Source organism: Orrella sp. JC864 (genome assembly GCF_037026685.1).
In the GTDB taxonomy this organism is placed as follows: Bacteria; Pseudomonadota; Gammaproteobacteria; order Burkholderiales; family Burkholderiaceae_B; genus Orrella.
The window spans coordinates 1-21,686 of the sequence record NZ_JBANET010000021.1 but is presented as its reverse complement, the minus strand read 5'-3'; the positions used below and the strand labels follow the sequence as shown (position 1 = coordinate 21,686).

The following is a 21,686-nucleotide window of genomic DNA, read 5'->3' as shown; positions in this document are numbered from 1 at the left end:
GGCCGTCTCGCGTCTGGGCACGAAAAAAAACGGCCTGTTCCCCGACAGGAAACAGGCCGATTCCCAGGCATGCCCGCCTCAAGGCGACTGTTGCAAGGCGCGCCGTTCTTCCGGGGTCAGCCTGGCCACCTGCCGGGCGTCGTAGTTTTGCCCGCTGCCCACCATCTGCACCGGGCTGGCCGGGTCGTAGGCGGGCGCGCGGACCTGCGGCGAGCCCGTGCCGGCGGGTGCTGCCGCGCCGGCCTCGCCGCCCGCCGCCTCGTCGCCAAAGCCCAGGATCTGCACGCTGATGATGGACGGCAGGTTCTGGCGGGCGGCCGCGCGGGTGCGCGCCACCGACTCCTGCGCCGCATCGGCCGCGGCGGTGGAGGCCGCGCTGGCGCCGGTCAGGGCGCCGACGTTGACCGCCGCGACCGCCGGCACGCCTACCGTCTCGCCCTGGGCCTGGATGTTGGCCGCGTTGACCACTTGCAGCGCCGCCACGTTGACGCTGCCCGAAGAACGGATGCCCGCCTCGCCCGCGTCGATGGTGCCCAGCGGCGCGATCAGGTCCAGGTCGCCCGGCGGCACCTCGGCAATCGGCGCCAGGGTGGCGATGCCCGCCCCGGTGCTGGGCACGTCCGAAGACAGGGTCACGTTGCCCACGCTGTCATAGACGCGCCGCGGCGGCGTGTACACCACCGTGGTCTTCGAACCGCGGCCCGCGTTGATGTCGCCTTGCGCCGACCAGGCCAGGATGCTGCCGCCGAACGTGGTCATGATGCGGCTCTGGCCCAGCAGGATGCTTTCGAGCGAATACAAGGCAATGTCGCCCTGCCCCTGGGTGATGACCCCGGCGCTGGCGGGCGGGGCTTCGCCCTCGGTGCCGAAGGTCTGCCCGCCGCCGGGTGTGAGCATCTGGATGTCGCCGCCCACCAGCGTATGCACGCCGGCGCCGCCGTACATCGTGATGTCGCCCTGGTAGGCCATCGCCTGGCCCTGCGCATCCGTCTCGGGAAAAAGCTCGGCAATCGCCAGGCGCCCGCGCAGATAGCTGCCAAAGCGCGGCCCGCCGGCCTGGTTGTATTCGCGGCCGCCCTCGCGCAGCTCGGCGAAATAAACCTGCCGCGCGAAGATGCGCTGCTGCTCGGCGGGCAGCGCGGCGAAATAGGCGCGCGCCTGCGCCGCGGCATCGCCGCCTTCCGAAGGCTGGAAGCCATAGCGGGCGGCCAGCCACTCGATCAGCGCCTCTTCGTAGGTCTTGGCCACTTTGCCGGGCTGCTCGGCCAGGGGCGTATCCGGGTCAGCAAGATTGGCCGCGTCCAGGTAGCGCGCCAGGAAGCCCGTGTAGTTTGCGCCGGCGGCGCCGAAACCGGCCTGCATGACGATGGAGGCGCCCGGGCGGGTATCGCCCGGCGCCACCGGCCCCAGGCTGGTGACCGAGGCCCGATCGTCCATGCGGATGGAGCGGCCCGCCGAAATTTCCAGCACGCCGGGGCCGGCCACGTTGAAGCTGCTGAAAAGGATGTCGCGCCCGGCCGAGACCACCGACACGTCCGTGTCGTGGCTGTGGACGATCAGGCCGGAGACGAACCGGTCGGCGTCGCCCGAACGCGAACCGCCCATCTCGCCGGGGATGAGCGCACTTTGCCCAAGCCCGTGGCCTACCGCGACGATGTCGCCGCCCGCCAGCAAACGCAAAGGCCCGGCGCCTTCATACCAGGTCGCGCCGCTGCGCGGCGAGACAGTGGAGAACCTCAGCTGTCCGCCGGTGGCAAGGGCCACGACGTCGCCCGCGACGGCATAGAAGCGGGTGGGCATCAGCAGCAGCTCGGGCGCGAGGGCCGCGCTTTGGCTGCCGAAGGCGAACAGCGGGGCCAGCGATTCGGAAGCCGCCTGGTAAGGCCCCAGGGCGCTGCGGTTGCTGGCCACGATGGTGTTGATGGCGCTGCGTCCGACAAAAGCGGGGCGCCAGGGCGAGGAAGTGGCCTCGATGGCCGCGCCCGAGCGGCTGATGACGTAGCCCCCGCCGTACAGCGACCCGCCCGCCAGCAGGTCCAGGTAGCCGGCGCCCTGCCCGTTGGGCGCCAGCAGCAGGCCGTAGTGGCCATAGCGCCGGGCGGCGTCCACCCCCTGCATGGCGGCATCGCCGGCATAGATGTCCCCCGAGAAGGCGACGGCCGCCAGGCGCGAGGGATAGACGAAGCGCCCGTCGGTGGCGGAATAGTCGTATCCGGTGCGCAGGGTGCTGATGGAGGGCCCCGTGCTTTCGCCCATCTGGGTGGAGGGCGTCAGGCTGCCGCCGGCCGAGGCCAGGTTGATGGCCGTATGGGGCGTCCACAGCGAGAAGCTGGACTGGCCGCCCGGATAGGATACGCCGTCAACCGTGAAAGGCACGGCGCTGCGCTGGGCTACCCGGCCGGGGTCGCCCACCCCGCCCAGCACCAGATTGCCGCGCGCGGCCACGTCGAAGACCGCATCGCCCGGCACGAAGACGGTGCCGGCCAGGGCCTTGGCCGACATGGCGCGGTAAAAGTCGATAGGCCGCTGCGCGTCGCCGCTTTGCCCGCCGCCCAGGTAGAAAGCCTGCAAGGCGCCCAGCGCGCCGGCCTGGACCTGGACGTGTCCGCGCAGGTTGACCAGCGCGCCGCCCACGCGGTTGTCGGTCGAAAAACTCGCATCGATCGGCGCGTGCGGCTTCAGGGCGTTCAGGCTGCCGCCGGCGCGCAGCAGGATGTCGCCCCCGCCGGTCAGGCGCAGGCTGCCGTCCTGCAGCACGCGGCCGGTGCCGCCCACCGCCACCACCAGCGCCTGGCTATGGGTGGGAAACTGCACGGAAGGATCAATGACGCCGGCATGGCCGCCCACGTCCATCGTGACGTTGCCCCCGCCCAGCGCGCCGATGCCGGTAAAGCCCACCAGATGGGGACGGCGCGTTTCATCGGTGCCTGGGAGGAAGGGCTCGACCGCATAGGTGCCGAAGTTGATCCACCAGGCGGTGGGCACATGGTCGGCGCCGCTGCCCGTGCCGGTGCCCTGGCGCCACAGCCAGTTGCCCACGGCGGCGCTGGTCGGCTGCAGGCGCGCGGAGAAGTTGTCCGTGCGGGCATAGCCCAGCAGATCCCCGCCAGCCGCCACGTGGACGTTGCCGCCGCCCTGCGGATACCAGGCCTGGTAGACGCTGTGGGCGCCGCCATCGACCAGCGACTCCTGGTCAAAGCCGCCGCCCAGCACCGCGCCATCGTTGCTGGCCCCGCGCGGCTGGTAGAACGCCGGGACGGAGAACGCGTCCTGTCCCGCAGCTTCGACGCCCGCCGTATACACCCCAAAGGCCGAGCGCAGGGAAAGGTTTCCGGCCGCGGCCAGATCCAGATCGCCGACGCCTGTGCGCACGACGCTAAAGCCCTGGCCCAACAGGCTCGGCGACGGTACGGAAGGAAGCTCGACCCAATGGCAGATATCGCGCCGCAAACAACCCGCTTGGCTTGCCGGATGGACGATCGTGTTTTCCGGATGACCATACGGATTATCGGCTTTCCAAACCAGCTGCAGGCCGGGCGGCGGCGTCGTCATGACCACCGAGTAGTGCGAATCGGCCAGCACCATGCTGCCCGCGCCGGCATCGGGCCGCACGGCGCGCGTGTCGGCGGCCTGGAGATCGGCGCCAGCCGCCAGGCGCAAGCCCCAGGACAGGCTGCCGGCCGGCAGCAGCGGGGCCGCCGCCCAGTTGTGCGTGGGCGTGCCGCGCAGGGCTATGGATTCCTGGCCAGCCGGCAGGTTCAGCACCAGGTTGCTGCCGGCCGGCAGCACCGCGCCGATGCGCAGGCTCAGGCTGCCGCGCAGCGTCATGGCCACCGGCAGCTCCACCCCGCGCGGCCAGGTCAGGTTGCGCACCTGGGTATCGAACGGCAGGCGCGTGCCGGCCGGCAGCACCGTCCCGGGCAGCACCCGCATGCCCGCCGCGAAGGGTTGCCCGCCCGGCACCAGCTGCGTGCTGCCGTCGGCCAGGCGCACCGTCACCGCGCCGGGCAGCACCGTGCCGGCCGGCACGTCGAAGCCGGCGGCCAGTTCGGCCGCCACCGGCAGCACCGTGCCGGCCGGCAGGCTCAGGCTTTGCACGGGCAGGTCGTAGTTCAGCGTGCTGCCGGCCGGAAATGTCGTGCCCTGCTGCAAGGCAATGCCCAGGCGCGGGATCACCACGTCCGCCTCGAAGGGCTGCACGCCTGGCTGCAGCACCCATCCGGCGGTGTCGATATCGGTCTGCAGCGGCGTGAAGCCGTCGGTGATGCTGCCGTGCACGTACAGATCGCCCTGGGCGCGCATGGCCAGCCGGCCCGGCTCGCCGGCCCCATAGGCCGCCTCGCCCGGGCGGCTGCCCGGGACAAAAGCGTTGACGTTCGGGTTCAGGCTGTCGTAGCGATGGCCCGATAGATCCAGGTCGCCTTGCACCAGCAGGTCGTGGACGGTTTCGATCTGCACGCCGGGGCGCAGATGAAAGGCGTCGGCATACGCCCGCAGGCCGGCCGTCTGGCCGGCCAGCGCCCCGCCGGCGCGGATCTGCGCCAGCGCCGCCTGCATGAAGGCCGCGCTTTCGGCATGCCGGGCGTCCAGATAGGCCTGGTCGATCAGGCGGTAATCCCGGCCCTCGGTGGTTTCCGAGCCGGGCCGGATCACCGCATCGGGACCGTCGTCGCCGTAGCGCCAGGTGGCGTTCAGGGCGATGCTGCGCGCGCCCTCGATCGCCAGCGGCCCGCCGGCCTGGACGGCCACCTGCGCGACGGTGGGATCGGCGCCCAGGCGCGGGGCGCTCAGCTGCACGGTGCCGCGCGCCAGCCCATCGGACGCGGCGCCCGGCTGCGGCGCCGTGCCGTGGCGCAGGTCCATGCGCGCGCCGGCCTGCAGCACCAGCGCGCCCTGGCCCGCGTCCAGTTCGATCACGGCGCGGTTGGGCGCATCGATGATCTGGCCGTGGCCGTCCACCCGCAGCAAGGTGCCGTGCGCATCGAGCACGCCCGTGCCGGCCACGGTCAAGCCCTGCGCGGCGGCCAGCCGGATGCTGCCCACCTGCGCGCCGCTGGCGTCGATGGCGCCTGCCACCGTCAGGCTGCCGCCATCGATCGAAAGCTGCACCGCATTGGCGCGCAGCTCATCGCCCACCGTCAGGCTGCCCTGCTTGAACTGGAAGCTGCGCGCGCCGAACACCTCGCCCTCGTTCAAGCGCGCGTTCAGCGCCGCGAATTCGTCGGTAAGCGCCCCCTGGCCCAGGCGCTGGGCGCGCACCTCGATGCCCGCGCCCAGGTAGGGCACCAGCGTGCCGCCTGCATCGTACAGGCCGCTGGCCGCGCCCAGGATGCGCCCGGCCAGCGCGACCACGCCCGCGCCTTCGCCCAGCGCCACTGCCGACAGGCGTCCGCCCTGGTTGTGCCGGGCCGACAGGTCGATGCGCGAGGCCGCGTCCTGCGTGATGTCGCCCGCGGCGCTGTGCAGCAGCACCTCGCCGCCCCAGCTGTAGCGCGTCTGGTCGAAGAAGTCCACCGCCCGGCCCGAGACGTCGATATCCGCACCCGCGCCCAAGACCAGGTTTTGCCCGGCGGCCAGCGACAGCCGGCCGCTGGGCAAGGCCACGGCGGTATCGAGCACGATGCCGCGCGCGGCGAACGAGAGCGTGCCGCCCAGGGCATCGACCGCGCCCGGATCGGCGCCGGCGGCCCCGTCGATACGCAGGTCCTGCCCCACCGTCACCGACAGATCGGCGCCGGGCCGGGCCGTGAGCAGCGGGGTGCTGATGGCCAGGTCCGCCCCGCTGTACTGGAAACCCTGGCCCGCCACATGCTCGCCGCGGGACTGGTGCACCGCCAGCGTGCCCTTGTGATTGGCGCTGACCTGCTCGCTGGCCTGCATCTGCACCTGGGCAAAGCCCAGCACCTGGCGCTGCTGGCTTTGCACGGTGTCAGGCTGGGCGCGCCGCGCATAGCCGAACTCGATCCGCTCGGCCTCGATGCGCAATTGCCCGGCGCCCTGGCCCGGCCCTTGCAGCAAGGGTTCGGGCGCGCCATCGGCCGAACCGTTCCAGATCAGCGCGCCGGTCTGGATCAGCGCCAGGTCGCCAGCCTGGCCGTAGCCGTAGAGCGCCGGCGTGCCCAGCACCAGTTCCTGCAGGCGCGAGCGGCCCGTGGCCGGGTCGAGCGTGGACAGTGCGATCGACTCGTAGAAATTGACCGACTGGCGCGCGGTCAGGAACAAGCCCTCGAGCGCCGGGGTGCCGAAGTCGGTATCGCCGGCCAGCAGGCGGTCCATGACGTCCTGGTTCAGCGTCAGGCCCGCGGGCAGCGCGCCGCGCTGCGCGGCGCCGGCCAGCGCGCCGGCCGAGCCCACGTTGATGCCGCCCACGGCCAGCGCCAGGTTGCGCGTGCCGTAGCGCACCGTCTCGTCCAGCACGATGTCCTTGTTGGTGGCCACGGCGATGGTGCCTTCGGAATACAGGCGCGCCGGCTCGGCGCACGCCGCGCCCGGGGGGCATGGGCCGACGGCGACCTGCCCGCCGATGGTGGTGAATTCATCGGGCGCCCGCGGCGCCAGCAGGTCCAGCCAGCCGTTGGACACGGCCAGCACCGTGCTCGTCTCGGGCACGTAGACAAAGCCGTGCGTGCTGTCGTAGGCCACGGCCCCCTGTCCGATGGTGTTGATCCGCGCCCCGGCCTCGACCACGATCTGGCCGGCGGCCTGGTCGCCGCTGATGAGCAGCACCTGCGGCGCGGCAAGCTCGGCCCCCCCGCGCAGGAAGATGCTGGAGGTATCCACGCTTTGCAAGCGCAGCTGGTTGCCGACCGTGCCGTAGGTATTGGCCACCGCCCCGCCGATCGAGAGCCGGTCGCCGCCTATCGCGTTCAGGGCCGGGGCCGGCAGGGATACGCCTGCGAAGCCCGCCGTGGGCGCGGCGCCCTCGGGCAGTATCTCGAAGCTTTCGCTGCCCCGCACGAGCGCGTTGCCCACCACCGAGGCGCCGTTGCCATAGCCGCCTTCGGCCGGCGCAAAACGCGCGCTGCCCTCGAAGCTCAGGGCAAGGGCCGGGTCCTGACCGGCTGCGCGCGGCAGGAAACGCAGCTGCAGGCCGCGCGCATCGGCCGGCAGCATGGCGCGCGCAATGCCCTGGCGCTGGGCCGCGGCCACGATGAATTCGGCGTAGCTGGTCTCGTCGTATTGCGAATACCGGCGCAGCACGTCGGGCGCGGTCAGCGTGACCGCGTGCACGCGCGCATCGCGCGCGCCGGTCTGGACCTGGCCCAGCTGCCCGCCGGCCAGCCACGAGCCGTTGCGCAGCGCCAGCGCGCCGGCCGGCGCGCGCGGCGCGCCCAGCGACCGGGCGTCGGCCAGGTTCAGCTCCACCCGGTAGGCGCCGGGCAGCAGCGCGTAGTTCGAAGGCAGCAGCGTGTAGGTGCCTGCCGGCAGGCCCGGCACGCCCTGGCCCAGGGTGATCGTCTGGCCGATCAGCGGATCGCCCGCGCCATGCTCGGCCGCCAGGGGCGCGTAGTGCGCCGGCAGGCCGGGCACGATGGCATAGACCGGATGATCGGCCAGGCCCGGCAGCACGAAGCCGCCGTCCGTGCTGCGCACCAGCGGATGCAGGCGCGCGTCGGTCGAGCCGCCGCGGCCGGACACGAAGCCCGCTCCCAGCAGCTCGCCCCCGCCGGAGAGGTCCAGCACGGCGCCGCCCTCCACCTGCACGTGCGTGCCCGAAAGCGTCACGCCGGTGGCCAGCCGGCCGTCGGGCGCCACGCCGCCCAAGCCCGCCAGGCTGACGGCCTGGCCGCCGTATTCGTAGGTAATGCCGTCGATGGTGCCGCCGTAGGGCATGACCAGGCCCTGCGCGCTGACCGAGGTCAGGCTGCCGGGCAGCAGGCGCACCTGCGCCGTGTCGCCGGCCCCGCTCGTCGTCTGGCTGCTGGTGCCCACATCAATGCTGCCCAGCGGCGCGCGCACCACGCCGGCCTGCTCGACGGCGGCCGCGCCCAGCGCCAAGGAGCCGAACACCGACAGCGGCACGGGCGGCTCGGCGGCATCCTGCCAGCCCTCGGGCCGCACGATGCGCAGCAGCCCGTCGGCGGCATAGGAGGCGCCGCCTTGCAGCGGACCGGCCAGCACGCGCGCCACGGCATGGGTGGCCGGATAGACCTGCGCGCCGGCGAGCGTCAGATGCAAGGGCGCGGCCAGCACGGTAGCGCGGCTGGTATTGCCGCGCAGAAAACGGATGTCGCCGTCACTGGCCAGCAGCACGTCGGCAAAGCCGCGCCGGTCCACGGTGACGGCCTGGTCCTGGGCATTGCGGTAGCTGCTGCGCGCGCCGAAGGTGACCAGGTCGCGCACGTCCAGCCATTGCGCCTGCACCGTGAAGCTGCCGGTGGCCGGGCGCGCCGAGCGCCCGCCATCGACGTAGGCGTGGCGGAAGTTGTCCTGCGTCGTGGCGCCGGTGACGCCGCCCAGGCGCACGTAGGGCGCGGCCAGCGTCACGGCAATGCCCTCGGCGGCCTGCTCGGACAGGGCCAGCGCGCCGGCATAGAGCCGGATGCCCTGGGCTGCCGACAGGCGCACATCGTCCTCGAAGCTGATCAGGCCGTTGCTGTACAGGGCCAGCTCATCGGCGCCGGTGCGCGCCAGCTGCTCGGCCGACAGGCGCGCGCTGCCATAGGCCAGCGGCGCCTGCGGATCGCGCGCGGGGGCGTCTTGCGTAAGCACGATCTCGCGCGGGGCCAGGACGGCGTTGTCCAGCGGCGCGCGGGAGGAATAATAGGGCGACTCCAGTCCGATGGCCAGGCTGCCTGCGCGCGCGCCGGCCCCGCCGGCCTGCAGCAGCACCTGGCCGTCCAGGACGATGCCGTTGTACGAAACGATGGACACGGCGCCGCCATGGCTGGCGAAGACGCCGGCACCGGCGCCGGGCGCGTCGAACTGGCCGGCGGCCCCGCGCGCATCGAGCACCGCCCCGTCCTGCACCACCACAAAAACGTCCGAGGCGCTGGCCGTGCCGGCCGCCTCGTCCAGCGTGCCGCCCAGCACGATGGTCCCGGCATCGAGCAGCTGGCCGTAGCGGCGTGCGTCGCGCGAGCGCGCGCTCACTGCCAGGCCCGAGACATCCAGCGTGCCAGCCACGCGGATGGCGCGCTGGTGCGCGATGCCTTCGCCTGTCAGGTCCTCGGCCTCGATCACATTGCTTACCTGGCTCAGCTCGATACGCCCGCCGTGGGCGCGCACGGTCCCTTGGGCGAGGATTTCGCCGATGCTGCGCACCGTGATGGATTGGCCCGCGTCCACCTCTATATGGCTGCCGCCAGCCAGGTGCGCGTGGACCCGGGCCCGATCGGCCGCGGCGCTGAACGCAGTGCCCGCGTTCAGCGCCAGGCTGGCCCCGCCCCGGGCAGTCATGACCGCAGAGACCGGATCCTCCTGGAACGCCGGCGGCAGCCACACCTCGAGCCCGGCCTGCGCCGTGCCGGCCTGCATATCGCCGGTGCCGCGCAGCACCGGCATGAACACCTGCAGCTGCGTGTCCGGGGCCACCAGCAGGCCCTGCCCGCCGGTGACCCGATAGTCGGCAAAACCGCTGCCGAACAGGGTCGGCTCCAGCACCGTGCCAGCCTGGGCAAAGGGCGAGTCCGGATCGCCGGGCAGCTGCCCGATCACCACCTGCCCGCTGTCGACCAGCGCCAGCGTGCCCCCGCCGGCCACGCCGTAGCCCCGCAGCGCGCCGTGCAGGGCCAGGCCCGCCTGGCTGCCATCGCCGCCCAGGGCCCCGGCCTCGAGCGTGACGCCGCCCCCGCGCCCGCCCAGCAGCGCCCCGTCGGCCAGCCGCGCCGCGCCCGAGGCGGCATCGACCGCGCTGCCGTCCTGCAGCGAAACCGCCCCGCGGCTGCGCACCGAAACCGTGCCGCCGTGGCGCCAGGCCTGGCGCCAGCCGCCGGCCAGCGCCTCGTCCTGCTCGTGCAGCAAGGCATTGGTCCAGGCGCCGCTTACATCCAGCCGCACGCCCGGGCCGATCAGCACCTGCTCGGCGCCGCCGGCCGGCGCGCCAATGAAGAGGTCCTGCCACGTGTTGCTGCTGGCCAGGCCCTGGTACACATTGCCCAGTCCGATATGCCCGCCCTGCGCGGTCAGGTCCGCCAGCACCGACACGCCGGGCCCGTGCAGGATGATCTGCCCGCCCTCGGCCAGCTGCAGGGCCGAGAGCACCGTCACCTGCTCGCTGGCGGCCACGCGCAGCATGCCCAGCTCCATCGCCGACAGCCGCTGGGCATCGAGCTGCACCACGCCCTCGCGCCCGGGCGCCACCTCGTCGTCCAGCGCAACCGCTTCGGCCTGCGGCGGCGGCGCGCCCAGCACGATCTCGCGCACCGGGCCGGCCTCGACCCCGTCGCGCGCCAGGCCCGTTTCCGGGTCGAAGACCGCATGCCACTGCCCCACGATCAGCGCCCCGCGCCGCGCCAGCGCCGTCTGCGGCTGCAGCAGCCCATCCAGCCCGGCCTGCGGCGCCTGGTTCTGGCGCGGCCCTTGATAGACCTGGCTGAGCACATCGGCCTCGAGCACGGCATTGGCCGTGCCGATGACCAGCCGGCCCGCATCGCGTCCGACGGTATAGCCCTGCTCGCTGCGCTGGCCGGGCGCGACCAGCGGATTGTAGTAATGCCGCGTCACCCCCCAGCGCGCGCTGGCCGCTTCGTAGCCCCGGTACAGCCCCTGGTACAGCAGGTCGCCCGGCGCGCGCGAGACCTCGTACAGCCGGCCGTCCTCGCCGCGCAGCCAGCTCTGGCGGATGCGCCCGGCCTGCACGTCCAGCGTGCCGCCCGACAGGTTGATGCGCGAGCCGGCGCGCGCGACCACGTCCCCGCCCGTGAAATGCACCACCCCGCCCTGGGCCATCCACTCGCCCACCGTGCGCCCGCTGGTGGCCAGGTAGCCCCCCACCTCCAGCAGCCCGCCGGCGGTATACCAGCGGTCGGTTTCGTAGCCGTTGGTGCCGGCCGGCACGTGCACCAGCGTGCGCCGGTCGATCCAGACGCTGCTGTTGTTCAGCTGCCCGCCTTCGCGGTTGACCGGCGCGTCGCGCTGCTCGTTGCCCTGCACGTCGATCCGCAGGTTGTTGGCCTCCATGGCCACGCGCACGCCCACCGCGCCCGAGACGTCCAGTTCGGCGCCCGCTTCGAGCAGGCTGCGCCGGACCGCGTCGACCACGATCTGGCCGCCGGTGGCCAAGGCCAGCGCCCCGCCCGCGCCGTCGTCCCGGCCTTGGAACTGGACCGTGTTGTCCGTGCGGATTTCGATGCGCGACAGATCGCGGAAATCGTCCAGGACATACGGACCCTGCCTATCCGGCTCCGGGTTGCTCCGTCCGGCCTCGCGCTGGCTGTCCAGCGCCGCGGCGCCGGTCTCCTCCAGCACGATGGCCGTGACGCTGTGCTCGCCCAGCGTCACGCGGCCTTGCCCTGCGCTGGCCTGCGCCGGATTGACCAGATGCAGCGTGCCGCGCGCCGAGGTCGAGGTGGTGGCCACCGCCACCCCCGCCTGCGTGACGTTGCGCCCGGTCAGGGTGATGTCGCCCGTGGCGGCCTGGATCAGCCCGGTATTGACGACAGTGCCGACGCTGCCTTGCGGGTCGGACAGGCTCGCGCCCGACAGGATGGGAGTGATCTCGTTGCCGCGCGTGGTCGAGGCCGGGTTGCCGTCCGGGGTGTATCCCCGCGCAATGACGAAGCTCTCGCCCGCGGCCAGCGCCGTCTGCCCGCCTGGCGTGCTGATATGGCCGGCATTGTGCGCCTGGCTGCCGGCCAGCAGCACGTAGCCGCCGCCCTGCGTGGCCGATGCCGGCCGATGGGTGGCGATGCGCGCGCCCGCCTGCACCAGCACCGGGCCGGCCGCCTCGCGCAAGGTCGGCGCCGAGCCGTTGGAATACAGCCCGTGATCCAGGAACTGCGTGTCCAGCGCCTGGTCGGCGCGCCCCGCCGCCGCCACCAGATTGCGCACGTTGACCTGGCTGGTGCCGCTAAAGACCACGCCGTTCTGGTTGACGAGCATGACCGTGCCCTCGGCCTGGATCTGCCCCTGGATCTGGCTGGGACGGGCATCGGCGCCCACCACCTTGTTGAGCACCGCATCCGATGCCTGCTGCTGGAACTCGACCGTGGTGCTCTTGCCGACGTTGAACGTATCCCAGTTCAGGATGGCCCGGCTCTCGGTCTGGCGGATCGCTACGTGGTGGCGCCCGCCCTCTACGGTATGCACGGGGCGCTGGGCTCCGCGCCAGGCCAGCGGATTGCCCGCGGCATCGCGGTCCCACAGGCCGCCTTGCGCCAGGCCCTCGGGCACGGAAGGATCGTGCTGCGCCTGCGCGCGGGCAGCCTCCTGCGCGGCCTGCTGCGCGGCGATGGCGTTGGCCGTGCGGCTCAGGTTGGCGATCGAACGCGAAAGCTGCTCGCGCGCCTGCGCCTGCTGGCGGGCCGACGCAGGGATGGCCGCGCCCGGCGCGGGCGCACGCTGGGCAGCGCGGGCTTGCCCGCCCGCGCCCGCGCCGGCGGCGAACCACGCCCCACCGGCCGGCTGGGCGTGCGCCAGAGACAGCACCGAACCGTGCGCGGCCAGCAGGATGGCCGCCGCAAGGGGGGTCAGCACCCAGGCAGGGTGTCCCCGAAAACGGGACGAATCCTGTCCCAGTTCGTTCGCATGACGCATGAAACGCATAAATCCCTCACTGCCTCGACACTCGGCAAAAGATGTTCCTGGACCTTCCGGCAGTGCTAGGACGAACGGCGGGCCGGAAATCCCCCAACAATTTGCGAAACGTCTGGTAGCAGCGGCTTGCCGCCTGCCGTGGGATATTCGGCCAACCATGTTTCTCTTGTGTTTCGAATGACCGGGACCGGCCGGATGGAAGGAACAAGCGCGCTCCCCGCATATGGAACGGCCACTGAAGCCATCGCGGCGGGACACGGCCAGTTTGCCCACTTCTACTTCCACGACAACCCCGACCGCTCGCGCATCCTGCTGCTCTTTAACGGCGCCGTCTCGAACCCCGAACTGCGGGGCCGCACCGTTTTTCACCGCTGGTCCTGGCATCAGTATTTCAAGCATCCGGTACTGTGCGTTGCGGACCCGCTGGTCTGCGCGCCCCGCAGCGAGGCGTCGCTGGCCTGGTTCGTGGGCCGGCAGCACTCGCAGGATTTTCCCGCGCTGATCGCCGAAATACGCTCCATCGTCGGACTGGTCAACCCTAGGGCCGAACTCATCGCGATGGGGTCTTCGGGCGGCGGTTTTGCCGCCCTCATGGCGCTGGCCTGCGGTTATGCCGATTCGGCAATCGTCATCAACCCCCAGACGGATATCGAGCTGTTCGAGCGGGCAAGCGCCGTCGCCCGCTTCAAGAAGGAATTCTGCGGCAACTCGCGCCACCGCTTCACGCCTGCCGAGCGCCGCCGCACCAGCGTCATGGAACATGGATTCGCCCGGGCCAAGCCGGGCGCGACGATCCACTATGCGCAGAACATGGCCGATGCAGGCCACTATACGGCCCACCTTTTGCCCTTCCTTTCCCATCTCGGAACAAGCCGGCCGGACATCCGCGTGTCGGTGCAGCTTTACACCGATCCGGACAAAGGCCATCTTCCTCCGGGTTTCAAGGACACCGCCCGCTTGTTCGGTCCGGCGATCGAGCGCTTGACCAGGCCTGGGGCCGCCTCCGGTACGCAGCCGGAGTGACGCGTTCCAAGGCCGCTTCTTCCGGCGCGAACCGGACCCGATATACGCGCGGCGCGATGATGGGTATATTGCGCAACGGATTACGCCGACGTGCTACAAACTGATCGCAGGTCGACACGGGTTTCATTCAAGGAAGAAAACGTGAACATCCATGTATTCGGTCGCAGCCACACCTATTGCCTCCGGAAGGCATTGGCCAAGCAAGGTCCTCCTCTGGCCAGCGATCATTTCGTCATTGCCGATACCGCCGAGCTGCGCAAGCGCAAGCAGGAAGGCGTCTCCGATGGCCAAATGCTGAAAGACCATTTCGACAAGGGGTCGCCGCCGTCGCGGCAGTTCTGGTTCTCGTGGGTCGGCGGCAACGAGCACAACCTCATCGGCCTCATGCGCCATCCGCGCCATTTCGATTTCATACATCCCCAGGACCCCGGCCTGCCGCTCGACCCGGGGGCCGAAATCCTGACTTACGGGCTGGTCAAGGCCGCCCTGCGGGAAAGCGCGGGCGTCAAGCGAAGCATCGAGACCTTGACCCAGGCTCGCAAGGCCATCAACGCCCCGCTGTACCAGATCGAGCCGCCGCCTCCAAAGGCCGACGACGACTTCATCCGCCTGCACCTGGGCCAGGTATTCCGCGAACAGTATGGCGCCTCGGCGCAGGTGCCTGACATTGCCCCCGCCAGCTTGCGAAGAAAGACCTGGCTTGCCTACTGCGACGTGATGCGGGAAGAATGCGCCAAGCTCACTGTGGGGTATGTCGCAACACCGCCGTCCGTCATGGACAGGGACGGCTACCTGCTTCCCCAAGCCTATGCCAACGATGCGACCCACGGCAACGCATGGTACGGCGGCGAGATGCTGAAGGTGCTAAGCGCCATTGCCAACGGCAGACAATACCCGGACATCAAGGACGCGGCATGAGCAAGAAAAGCCATTTCTACACGGACAGGCCCGACTACACCTTCTGGCGCAAGGGCGTTTCGCAGCTGAAGCTGGACCAGTTCGATCCGGTGGTCTCCTTCCCTTTCCGGATCGAGAAGTCGGATAAGGTCGCAACGGCGGGAAGCTGCTTCGCCCAGCACATATCCCGGCACATGTCCGCGGCGGGATTTACCTACCTGGTCACCGAAACGGCACATCCCATAGCGCCGCCCGAACTCGCCGCCGAATTCAGCTATGGCACCTTCACGGCGCGGTTCGGCAACCTCTACACGGCCCGCCAGCTGGCCCAGCTTTTCGATCGCGCATACGGAACGTTCAGCCCGAAAGAAGACGCATGGACCCAAGCCGGCCGCTGGTTCGACCCCTTCAGGCCGGGCGTGGAGCCCGGGGGTTTCGCCACCGAAACCGAATACCTGGCGCACAGAAGGCAGCACTTTGCCGCGGTGCGGAGAATGTTCGAGGAACTGGACTACTTCGTGTTCACCCTGGGCCTGACGGAATGCTGGGTCTCGGCCGAGGACGGCGCTGCGTTTCCGGTCTGCCCGGGAACCATCGCCGGCGAATTCGACCCGGCGCGGCACAAGTTCGTGAATTTCGAGGTGGAAGACGTGGTTGCCGACCTGGGCAAGTTCCTGTCGGCGCTTGCGCAGGTCAACCCCAAGGCCCGCATGATCCTCACCGTCTCGCCGGTGCCGCTCATGGCCACCGCCGAAGACAGGCACGTTGCCGTGTCCACCACCCTGTCCAAGGCCATTCTCAGAGTCGCGGCCGAACGGATCGTCCAATCGCACGGCAACGTGGCCTATTTTCCTTCCTACGAAATCATTACGGCCAACCTGTCGCGCGGACGATACTATGCCCCCGACCTGCGGTCGGTCACGGAGCAAGGGGTCAAGCACGTCATGCGGCTGTTCCTGAAGCATGCGGCGGCAACAGCGCCCGCCCCGGCCCGCAGCCAGGCGGCAGCCGCCGCAGCCGGCCCGACAGCCCCCCCGGCTGCCGATACCTTCTACAGCCGCGCCCAGCACGTGGTGGACGTGATCTGCGACGAGGAAGCCCTGGACCGCCCGTAAGGCGTCCGCAGACCGGCGCCAGCCGCGACGCGCCACGCAAGCGGCGCAATGTGCGCGAGGCAAAAGCTAACAGGCCCGAACAAAGCCAAGGCCGACACCCTTTTTGCGGGCATCGGCCTTGGATGACAAAAAAAGCAGTTCTGGCGGCCCCGCCGCCAGAACCCTTCCCCTTATCAGGAAGGACGGCCCACGCCGTTGCACTCGGTGGCGTTGCCCACGTTCAGGTTACGCCCGTCGGACCCCTCCACGAAGGCCTGCAGAATGGCAGCCTTGGTGGCGGGAGGCAGCGGGATGAAGCGATGCTCCACCACTTTTGCATCGAAATCGCCGAAGACATGTGCCTCGATCAGATCGAGGATGCGCTGCTGCACGGCGGGATTCTGGTAGCACTGGCCCACGATGAAGTTGGTGTAGCCCACGATCGGGTAACCCTGGCTCGGGTTGGCGAAGGTCGGCACCCAGTTGGCGGGGTTGTCACGCGCCGCGCCGCTGGGAGGCGCGCTGGTGCCCAGGGCGGCGATCACGTTTTCCGTGGTCGGCGCGGCGCCGCGCACGCGGGCGATGTTGTCGCCGTCCAGCGGGCCTTCGATGAAGTCCGGGCTGATGTAGGTGATCCGGCCTTCCGCTGCGCCCAGCGCGTCGATCACGCCCTGGCTGCCCGTCGCCTCGATGAAGTTGGCGGGCGGCGTGTTGTTCACGAACAGCTGCGCGAAGGTCGAGGTGGTGGCAAAGCGCGGCGTGCCGTTGGCATCGGGCTTCAGGGTGGAGCTGGTCAGGGTCACGCCCGAGCAAGCGGCCGTCAGGTAACGGGTGAACAGCTCGGTGGTGCCGCTGCTGCCGGCGCGGTAAACGACGGTGATGGGGCCGCTGCGGCCCGAGCCGGGAATCTGGCTCCAGTTGGCGACGGTGCCGGCGAAGATACGGCACATCAGGGCGGGCAGCAGGTTGACTTCGTTCGAACCGGCCTTGTTGAAGGGAATCACGACCGAGGTGCCGGCGGCCGGCACCTGGATCAGCGGGCCCCACGTAGCGAGGCGGTTCGCCTCGTAGGTGCTCAGCTCGCTGGCGCTCAGCACCGAGTCGCTGCCGGCGAAGTGCACGTTCGGCGCGGTGCTGTTGATCGAGGCCGGGTTGTTATTCAGGAAGCCGGCCTTGCCGCCGCCGCTGCCCACGCCGGTGTAGCTGAAATCCGTGAAGCCCAGCGAGGGCTCCACGAAAATGCCGGTGGGGGCGGTCGTCGCGCCATACAGGCGCTCGGGCAGCGTCGCACCGCCACCGACCACTTGCGCCGACGCCACGCTGGCGGCGGCCATCAGGCCGACGGCCACGGCGGCCGAGACCATCTTCAGTTGAAATTGCTTTTTCATTTCAGAACTCCATAGAGCACAAAGGCTGAAAGAAACTGCGAAGGGAGACTTGCCATGAGGAATGCATGCACCCGGAGGTGCGCGGGGCGGTTTCCCCGCTCGCCGATCCGTTGACCGGTAGGGAAATTCTGGGCTTGCCACGTGACACCCAAAGGAAGAATGTTCGGGTGTGTGACGGTCCTGCGTCGATGCACAAACAACGCTTCCCAGGCACGCCCTGCCGAACCCGGGCTAAACAACTCGGGTTCATAAAAAATTCAAGAGACTCCCGAGCTTTTTTCCGGCCGGCGCGCGCCGCCTACTGCACCATCTGGTTGATTTCCATGATGGGCATGAGCACGGCCAGGACGATGACCATCACCACGCCGCCCATGCCCACGATCATCATGGGCTCGAGCAGCGCGGTCATGCGCAGGGCGCGGCGCTCCAGGTCGCGCGAGAGGTTCTGCGCGGCGCGCGCCAGCATGGGCGCCAGGTCGCCGGTTTTTTCGCCGCTGGCCACCAGGTGGATGAGATTGGAGGGAAACACCTTCTGCGCGCGCAGCGAGGCGTGCAGCGGGGCGCCCTCCTTGACGCGGCCCAGGGCGTCCAGCGCGGCGGCGCGCAGGCGTTCGTTGGCCATGGTGTCGCGCGCGGCCTCCAGGGCGCGCACCAGGTGCACGCCCGCGTCGATGAGGATGGCCAGCGTGGACGCGAAGCGGGCGGTGTTGGCGCCCAGCACGAAGCGCGAGACCACCGGCATGCGCAGCAGCCGCGCATGCCAGGCGAGCTTGGCGGCCGGATTGCGCAGCGCCAGGCGCCAGCCCCAGAAGGCCAGCGCCAGCAAGGTGCCGGCCAGCAGTCCCCAGTCGCGCACGAAGCCGCTGAGCGCGAGCATCAGCTGCGTGATGGCGGGCAGCTCCTGGCGCGCCTGGGAAAAGGCGCTGACGACCTGCGGCACGACGTAGGCCAGCAGGAAGATGACGATGCACACCGAGACGACGGCGACGATGATGGGATAGATGAAGGCCGTCAGCAGCTTGGCGCGCAGCGCATCGCGGCCCTCCAGGTAGTCGGCCAGGCGCTCCATGACGCGCGCCAGGTCGCCCGAGTCCTCGCCGGCGTGGATCAGCGCCCGGTAGATGTCCGGATAGTCGCGCGGGCGCTGGGCCAGGGCCTCGGAGAACCGCATGCCGCCGCGCACGTGGCCGCACACTTCCTGCAGCGACTGGGCGATGTGTTTCTTCTCGGCCTGCTCGATGGTGGCCGTCAGCGCCGATTCCAGGGGCAGGCTGGCCGAGAGCAGGCTGGCCAGCTCGCGGGTCGCCCAGGCCAGGTCCACGTCCGACAGGCGCGGGGCCAATAACGAACCGCCCTGCCCCGGGCGCGCCTGCTCGGCGATCTCCAGCGGGGTCAGGCCGCGTGCGCGCAGCGCGCCGCGCGCCGAGCGCGGCGAGTCGGCTTGCAGGCGGCCTTGCTCGATGCGCCCGGCGGCGTCCGCCGCCTCGTAGCGGTATTCAGGCATCGCGCGTCACCCGCATGATTTCTTCGTGGGTGGTGACGCCGGCCTCGACCCAGCGCAGGCCGTCCTCGCGCATGGTGCGCATACCGTTGGCTTGGCCCGCGGCCAGCAGCGCCTGCTCGTTGGCGCCTTCGTGGATGAGGCGGCGCACGGCGTCGTCGATGACGAACAGCTCGTGGATGCCGGTGCGTCCGCGATAGCCGGTGTGGCCGCAGGCCGCGCAGCCCACCGGGCGGTAGACGGCGCGCCCGTCCGCCAGCACCTCGCGGCGCTTGCAATCCGGGCACAGGCAGCGCACCAGCCGCTGCGCCAGCACGCCCAGCAGCGTCGAGGCCAGCAGGAAGGACTCCACGCCCATGTCGGTCATGCGGGTGACGGCCGAGACGGCATCGTTGGTGTGCAGCGAGGCCAGCACGCCGTGCCCGGTCAGCGAGGACTGGATGGCGATCTGGGCGGTTTCCAGGTCGCGGATCTCGCCGATGAGGATCTTGTCCGGGTCCTGGCGCAGGGCCGCGCGCAGCGCCGCGGCGAAGGTCATGCCGATCTTGCCGTGCACCGGGATCTGGCCGATGCCGGGCAGGTCGTATTCGACCGGGTCTTCCACGGTCAGGATGTTGTTGGTGCTCTTGTCCAGCTGGCCCAGCGCCGCGTACAGCGTGGTGGTCTTGCCGCTGCCCGTGGGGCCGGTGACCAGCACGATGCCGTGCGGCTGGCGGATCAGGCCGGTCAGGCGCTCCAGCGTATCCGGGGCCATGCCCAGCGCCGCCAGCTGCAATCGGCCGGCGTTCTTTTCCAGCAGGCGCAGCACGGCCCGCTCGCCGTGCACGGTGGGCACCGTGGAGACGCGGATGTCGATGGGGCGCCCGCCCACGCGCAGGGTGATGCGGCCATCTTGCGGCAGGCGCTTTTCGGCGATGTCCAGCCGCGCCATGATCTTGATGCGCGAGATCAGCGCCGCGTGCAGGGCCTTGCGCGGCTGGACCACGTCGCGCAGCGTGCCGTCCACGCGGTAGCGCACCACCGAATGCGTCTCGAAGGCCTCGAAATGGATGTCGCTGGCCCCATCGCCGGCCGCCTGCATCAGCAAGGCGTTGATCATGCGGATGACCGGCGCGCCGTCCGAGGCATCCAGCAGGTCGGTGACCTCGGGAATGTCCTGCATGAGGCGGTCCAGGTCGACCTCGTTCTCGACCTCTCCGACCACCGAGGCGGCGTCGCCGGCCTGCGCGTAGGCGCTGGCCAGCAGCGCGTCCATCCGGGCCTCGTCCAGCGGGCGCAGTTCGGCCGGCGCGTATTCGCGCAGCAGCTCGCCCACCGCCCAGCCGGGCGTGCGCGGACAGGTGTGGATCAGGTATTGTTCGCCGGCGCGCAGCACCACGGCGCGCTGCGCGCGGGCCCAGGCGTACGGCAGGATGCCCGGGCCGGCAGCCTCGGGCTGCGCCGGCGGCGCATCCCGGCGCGAAAAATCGGGCAAGGCGGCGTTCATGGCGTCACCACCAGCTCGGGGCTGTAGCCCAGCTCGCGCAGGATGGCCACGGTGGCGTCGGTGGCGCGGGGATCGCGCGGCGCATCGACGCGCACCACGTAATCCATGCCGCCCGGCCCGCTCAGGGCATAGGCCTTGACGCCGCTGATGCGCGCGCGCTGGGCGATGCGCAGGGCCTCGGCCTGCTCGCGCACCTGGGCGAACTGGATCACGTTGTGCCGGCTGGCGGCGCTGCCGTACAGGGCTTCGGGATCGTCGCTGATGGTCAGGCCCGCCGGCAGGCGGGTGCGCACGGGCTGCGGCGCGGGCTCGCCCTGGCCCGCGCCGCCGGCCGGCGCCTGGCGCAGCGCCGATGCGGACTCGGTCTCGGGCGGCATCTGGCGGCGGGTCTGTTCCCATTGCGCCGGCCGCAGGTCGTAATCGGCCGCGCCCGCCTGCGGCAGGCCGGCCGGCGGCAGGATGGGCCCCTGGATGTCGCGCAGCAAGGGGTGCGACGGCGGCTGGCTGCTGGCCTGCACGCGGCGCATGTAGTCATAGCGGTTTTGCGTCAGGCCGCGCCCGGCGCGGGCGTCGCGCACCACGTAGGGCCGCAGGAAGACCATCAGGTTGGTCTTGACGCGCCGGCGCGACTCGTAGCGGAACAAGGCGCCCAGCACCGGGATGCTGCCCAGCACCGGCACGGCGTCGGTACCGTTTTGCACGCTGTCCTCCAGCAAGCCGCCCAGCACCATGATCTGGCCGTCGTCCAGCAGCACGCTGGTGTCGATGGCGCGCTTGTTGGTGACGATGCCGCCCAGGTTGGCCGAGGCCATGTCGTCCAGGGTGCTGACCTCCTGGTAGATGTCGAGCTTGACGGTGCCGCCCTCGGAAATCTGCGGGCGGATGTTCAGCTTCAGGCCGATGTCCTCGCGCTCGACGGTCTGGAAGGGATTGTTGCTGCCGCCGCCGCCGTCGGTGATGTATTGGCCGCTGACGAAAGGCAGGGTGCGGCCGACCATGATGGCGGCCGGCTCGTTGTCCAGCGTGAGCAGGTTGGGCGTGGAAAGGATGTTCACCCCGCTGCGCGATTCGAGCGCGCGCGCCAGCAGCTCCAGGTTCAGGACCTCGCCCACGCCGGGCAGGTTGACGGTGCCGTCGATCACGCCGATGTTCAGCCCGCGCGGCGCCACGTCCAGGCTGGTGCGCCCGGCCAGGTTCACGCCCGAGCCGCCCAGCGCGGCGCCGCCGAACCAGCGCCCGTTGCCGGTCATCCACTGGATGCCCAGCTCGGCCGCGTTGTCCTCGGTGACCTCGACGATCAGGCTTTCGACCAGCACCTGGGCGCGGCGCTGGTCCAGCACGTCGATGACCCTGCGCAGGCTGCGGTACATGGGCTCGGGCGCCGAGATGATGAGGGTATTGGTGGTGACGTCGGCCATCACGGTGACGCCGCCGGCCGAAAACGCGCCGGCTTCCTGGGCCGAGCCGCCCACCAGGCCGTTGGGGCCGGATTGCCCGGCCTGCCCGCCGCGCAAGGTGCCGGCCGCGCCGGTGCCGCCGGCCGACAGCCCCGGGGTGCGTGTCGCGCCCGCGGCGCCGCTGCCGCCGGCCGCGCCGGCGCC

General features: G+C 70.7%; 8 protein-coding genes. 3 read left to right on the top strand and 5 right to left on the bottom strand.

The features are described from left to right. Nucleotides 1-78: 78 nt before the first annotated feature. On the bottom strand, nucleotides 79-12,696 hold the full coding sequence (locus V8Z80_RS16940; RefSeq protein ID WP_336062843.1) for a filamentous haemagglutinin family protein: 12,618 nt from the start codon (nucleotides 12,694-12,696) through the stop codon (nucleotides 79-81). A 177-nt stretch (nucleotides 12,697-12,873) separates the two neighbouring features. Here V8Z80_RS16940 and V8Z80_RS16935 point away from each other — a divergent pair, with 177 nt between their 5' ends. From V8Z80_RS16935 to V8Z80_RS16925, 3 genes are all read left to right on the top strand, one after another. Then, nucleotides 12,874-13,719: a hypothetical protein gene (locus V8Z80_RS16935; protein ID WP_336062842.1), complete on the top strand. Its 846-nt coding sequence runs from the start codon at nucleotides 12,874-12,876 to the stop codon at nucleotides 13,717-13,719. Nucleotides 13,720-13,860: 141 nt separating this feature from the next. After that, a complete protein-coding gene (locus tag V8Z80_RS16930; protein WP_336062841.1) occupies nucleotides 13,861-14,637 on the top strand; it encodes a hypothetical protein in 777 nt (258 codons plus the stop codon). Then, nucleotides 14,634-15,731, top strand: a complete 1,098-nt coding sequence (locus V8Z80_RS16925) for a GSCFA domain-containing protein (RefSeq protein WP_336062840.1) — start codon at nucleotides 14,634-14,636, stop codon at nucleotides 15,729-15,731. Before V8Z80_RS16930 ends, V8Z80_RS16925 begins: the two co-directional genes overlap by 4 nt. Nucleotides 15,732-15,904: 173 nt before the next feature. Here V8Z80_RS16925 and V8Z80_RS16920 read toward each other — a convergent pair whose 3' ends face one another. From V8Z80_RS16920 to gspD, 4 genes are all read right to left on the bottom strand, one after another. Beyond that, the gene (locus V8Z80_RS16920; RefSeq protein WP_336062839.1) at nucleotides 15,905-17,098 is read right to left on the bottom strand and encodes a substrate-binding domain-containing protein; all 1,194 of its coding nucleotides are present in this window, start codon (nucleotides 17,096-17,098) and stop codon (nucleotides 15,905-15,907) included. 298 nt (nucleotides 17,099-17,396) lie between these two features. After that, a complete protein-coding gene (gene gspF / locus V8Z80_RS16915) occupies nucleotides 17,397-18,602 on the bottom strand; it encodes a type II secretion system inner membrane protein GspF (protein ID WP_336062838.1) in 1,206 nt (401 codons plus the stop codon). Continuing rightward, a complete protein-coding gene (gspE, locus tag V8Z80_RS16910; protein WP_336062837.1) occupies nucleotides 18,595-20,085 on the bottom strand; it encodes a type II secretion system ATPase GspE in 1,491 nt (496 codons plus the stop codon). The genes gspF and gspE overlap by 8 nt, the downstream gene beginning before the upstream one ends. Continuing rightward, a partial coding sequence (gene gspD / locus V8Z80_RS16905; RefSeq protein ID WP_336062836.1) for a type II secretion system secretin GspD occupies nucleotides 20,082-21,686 on the bottom strand: 1,605 nt, incomplete at its 5' end. The genes gspD and gspE, both read right to left, overlap by 4 nt.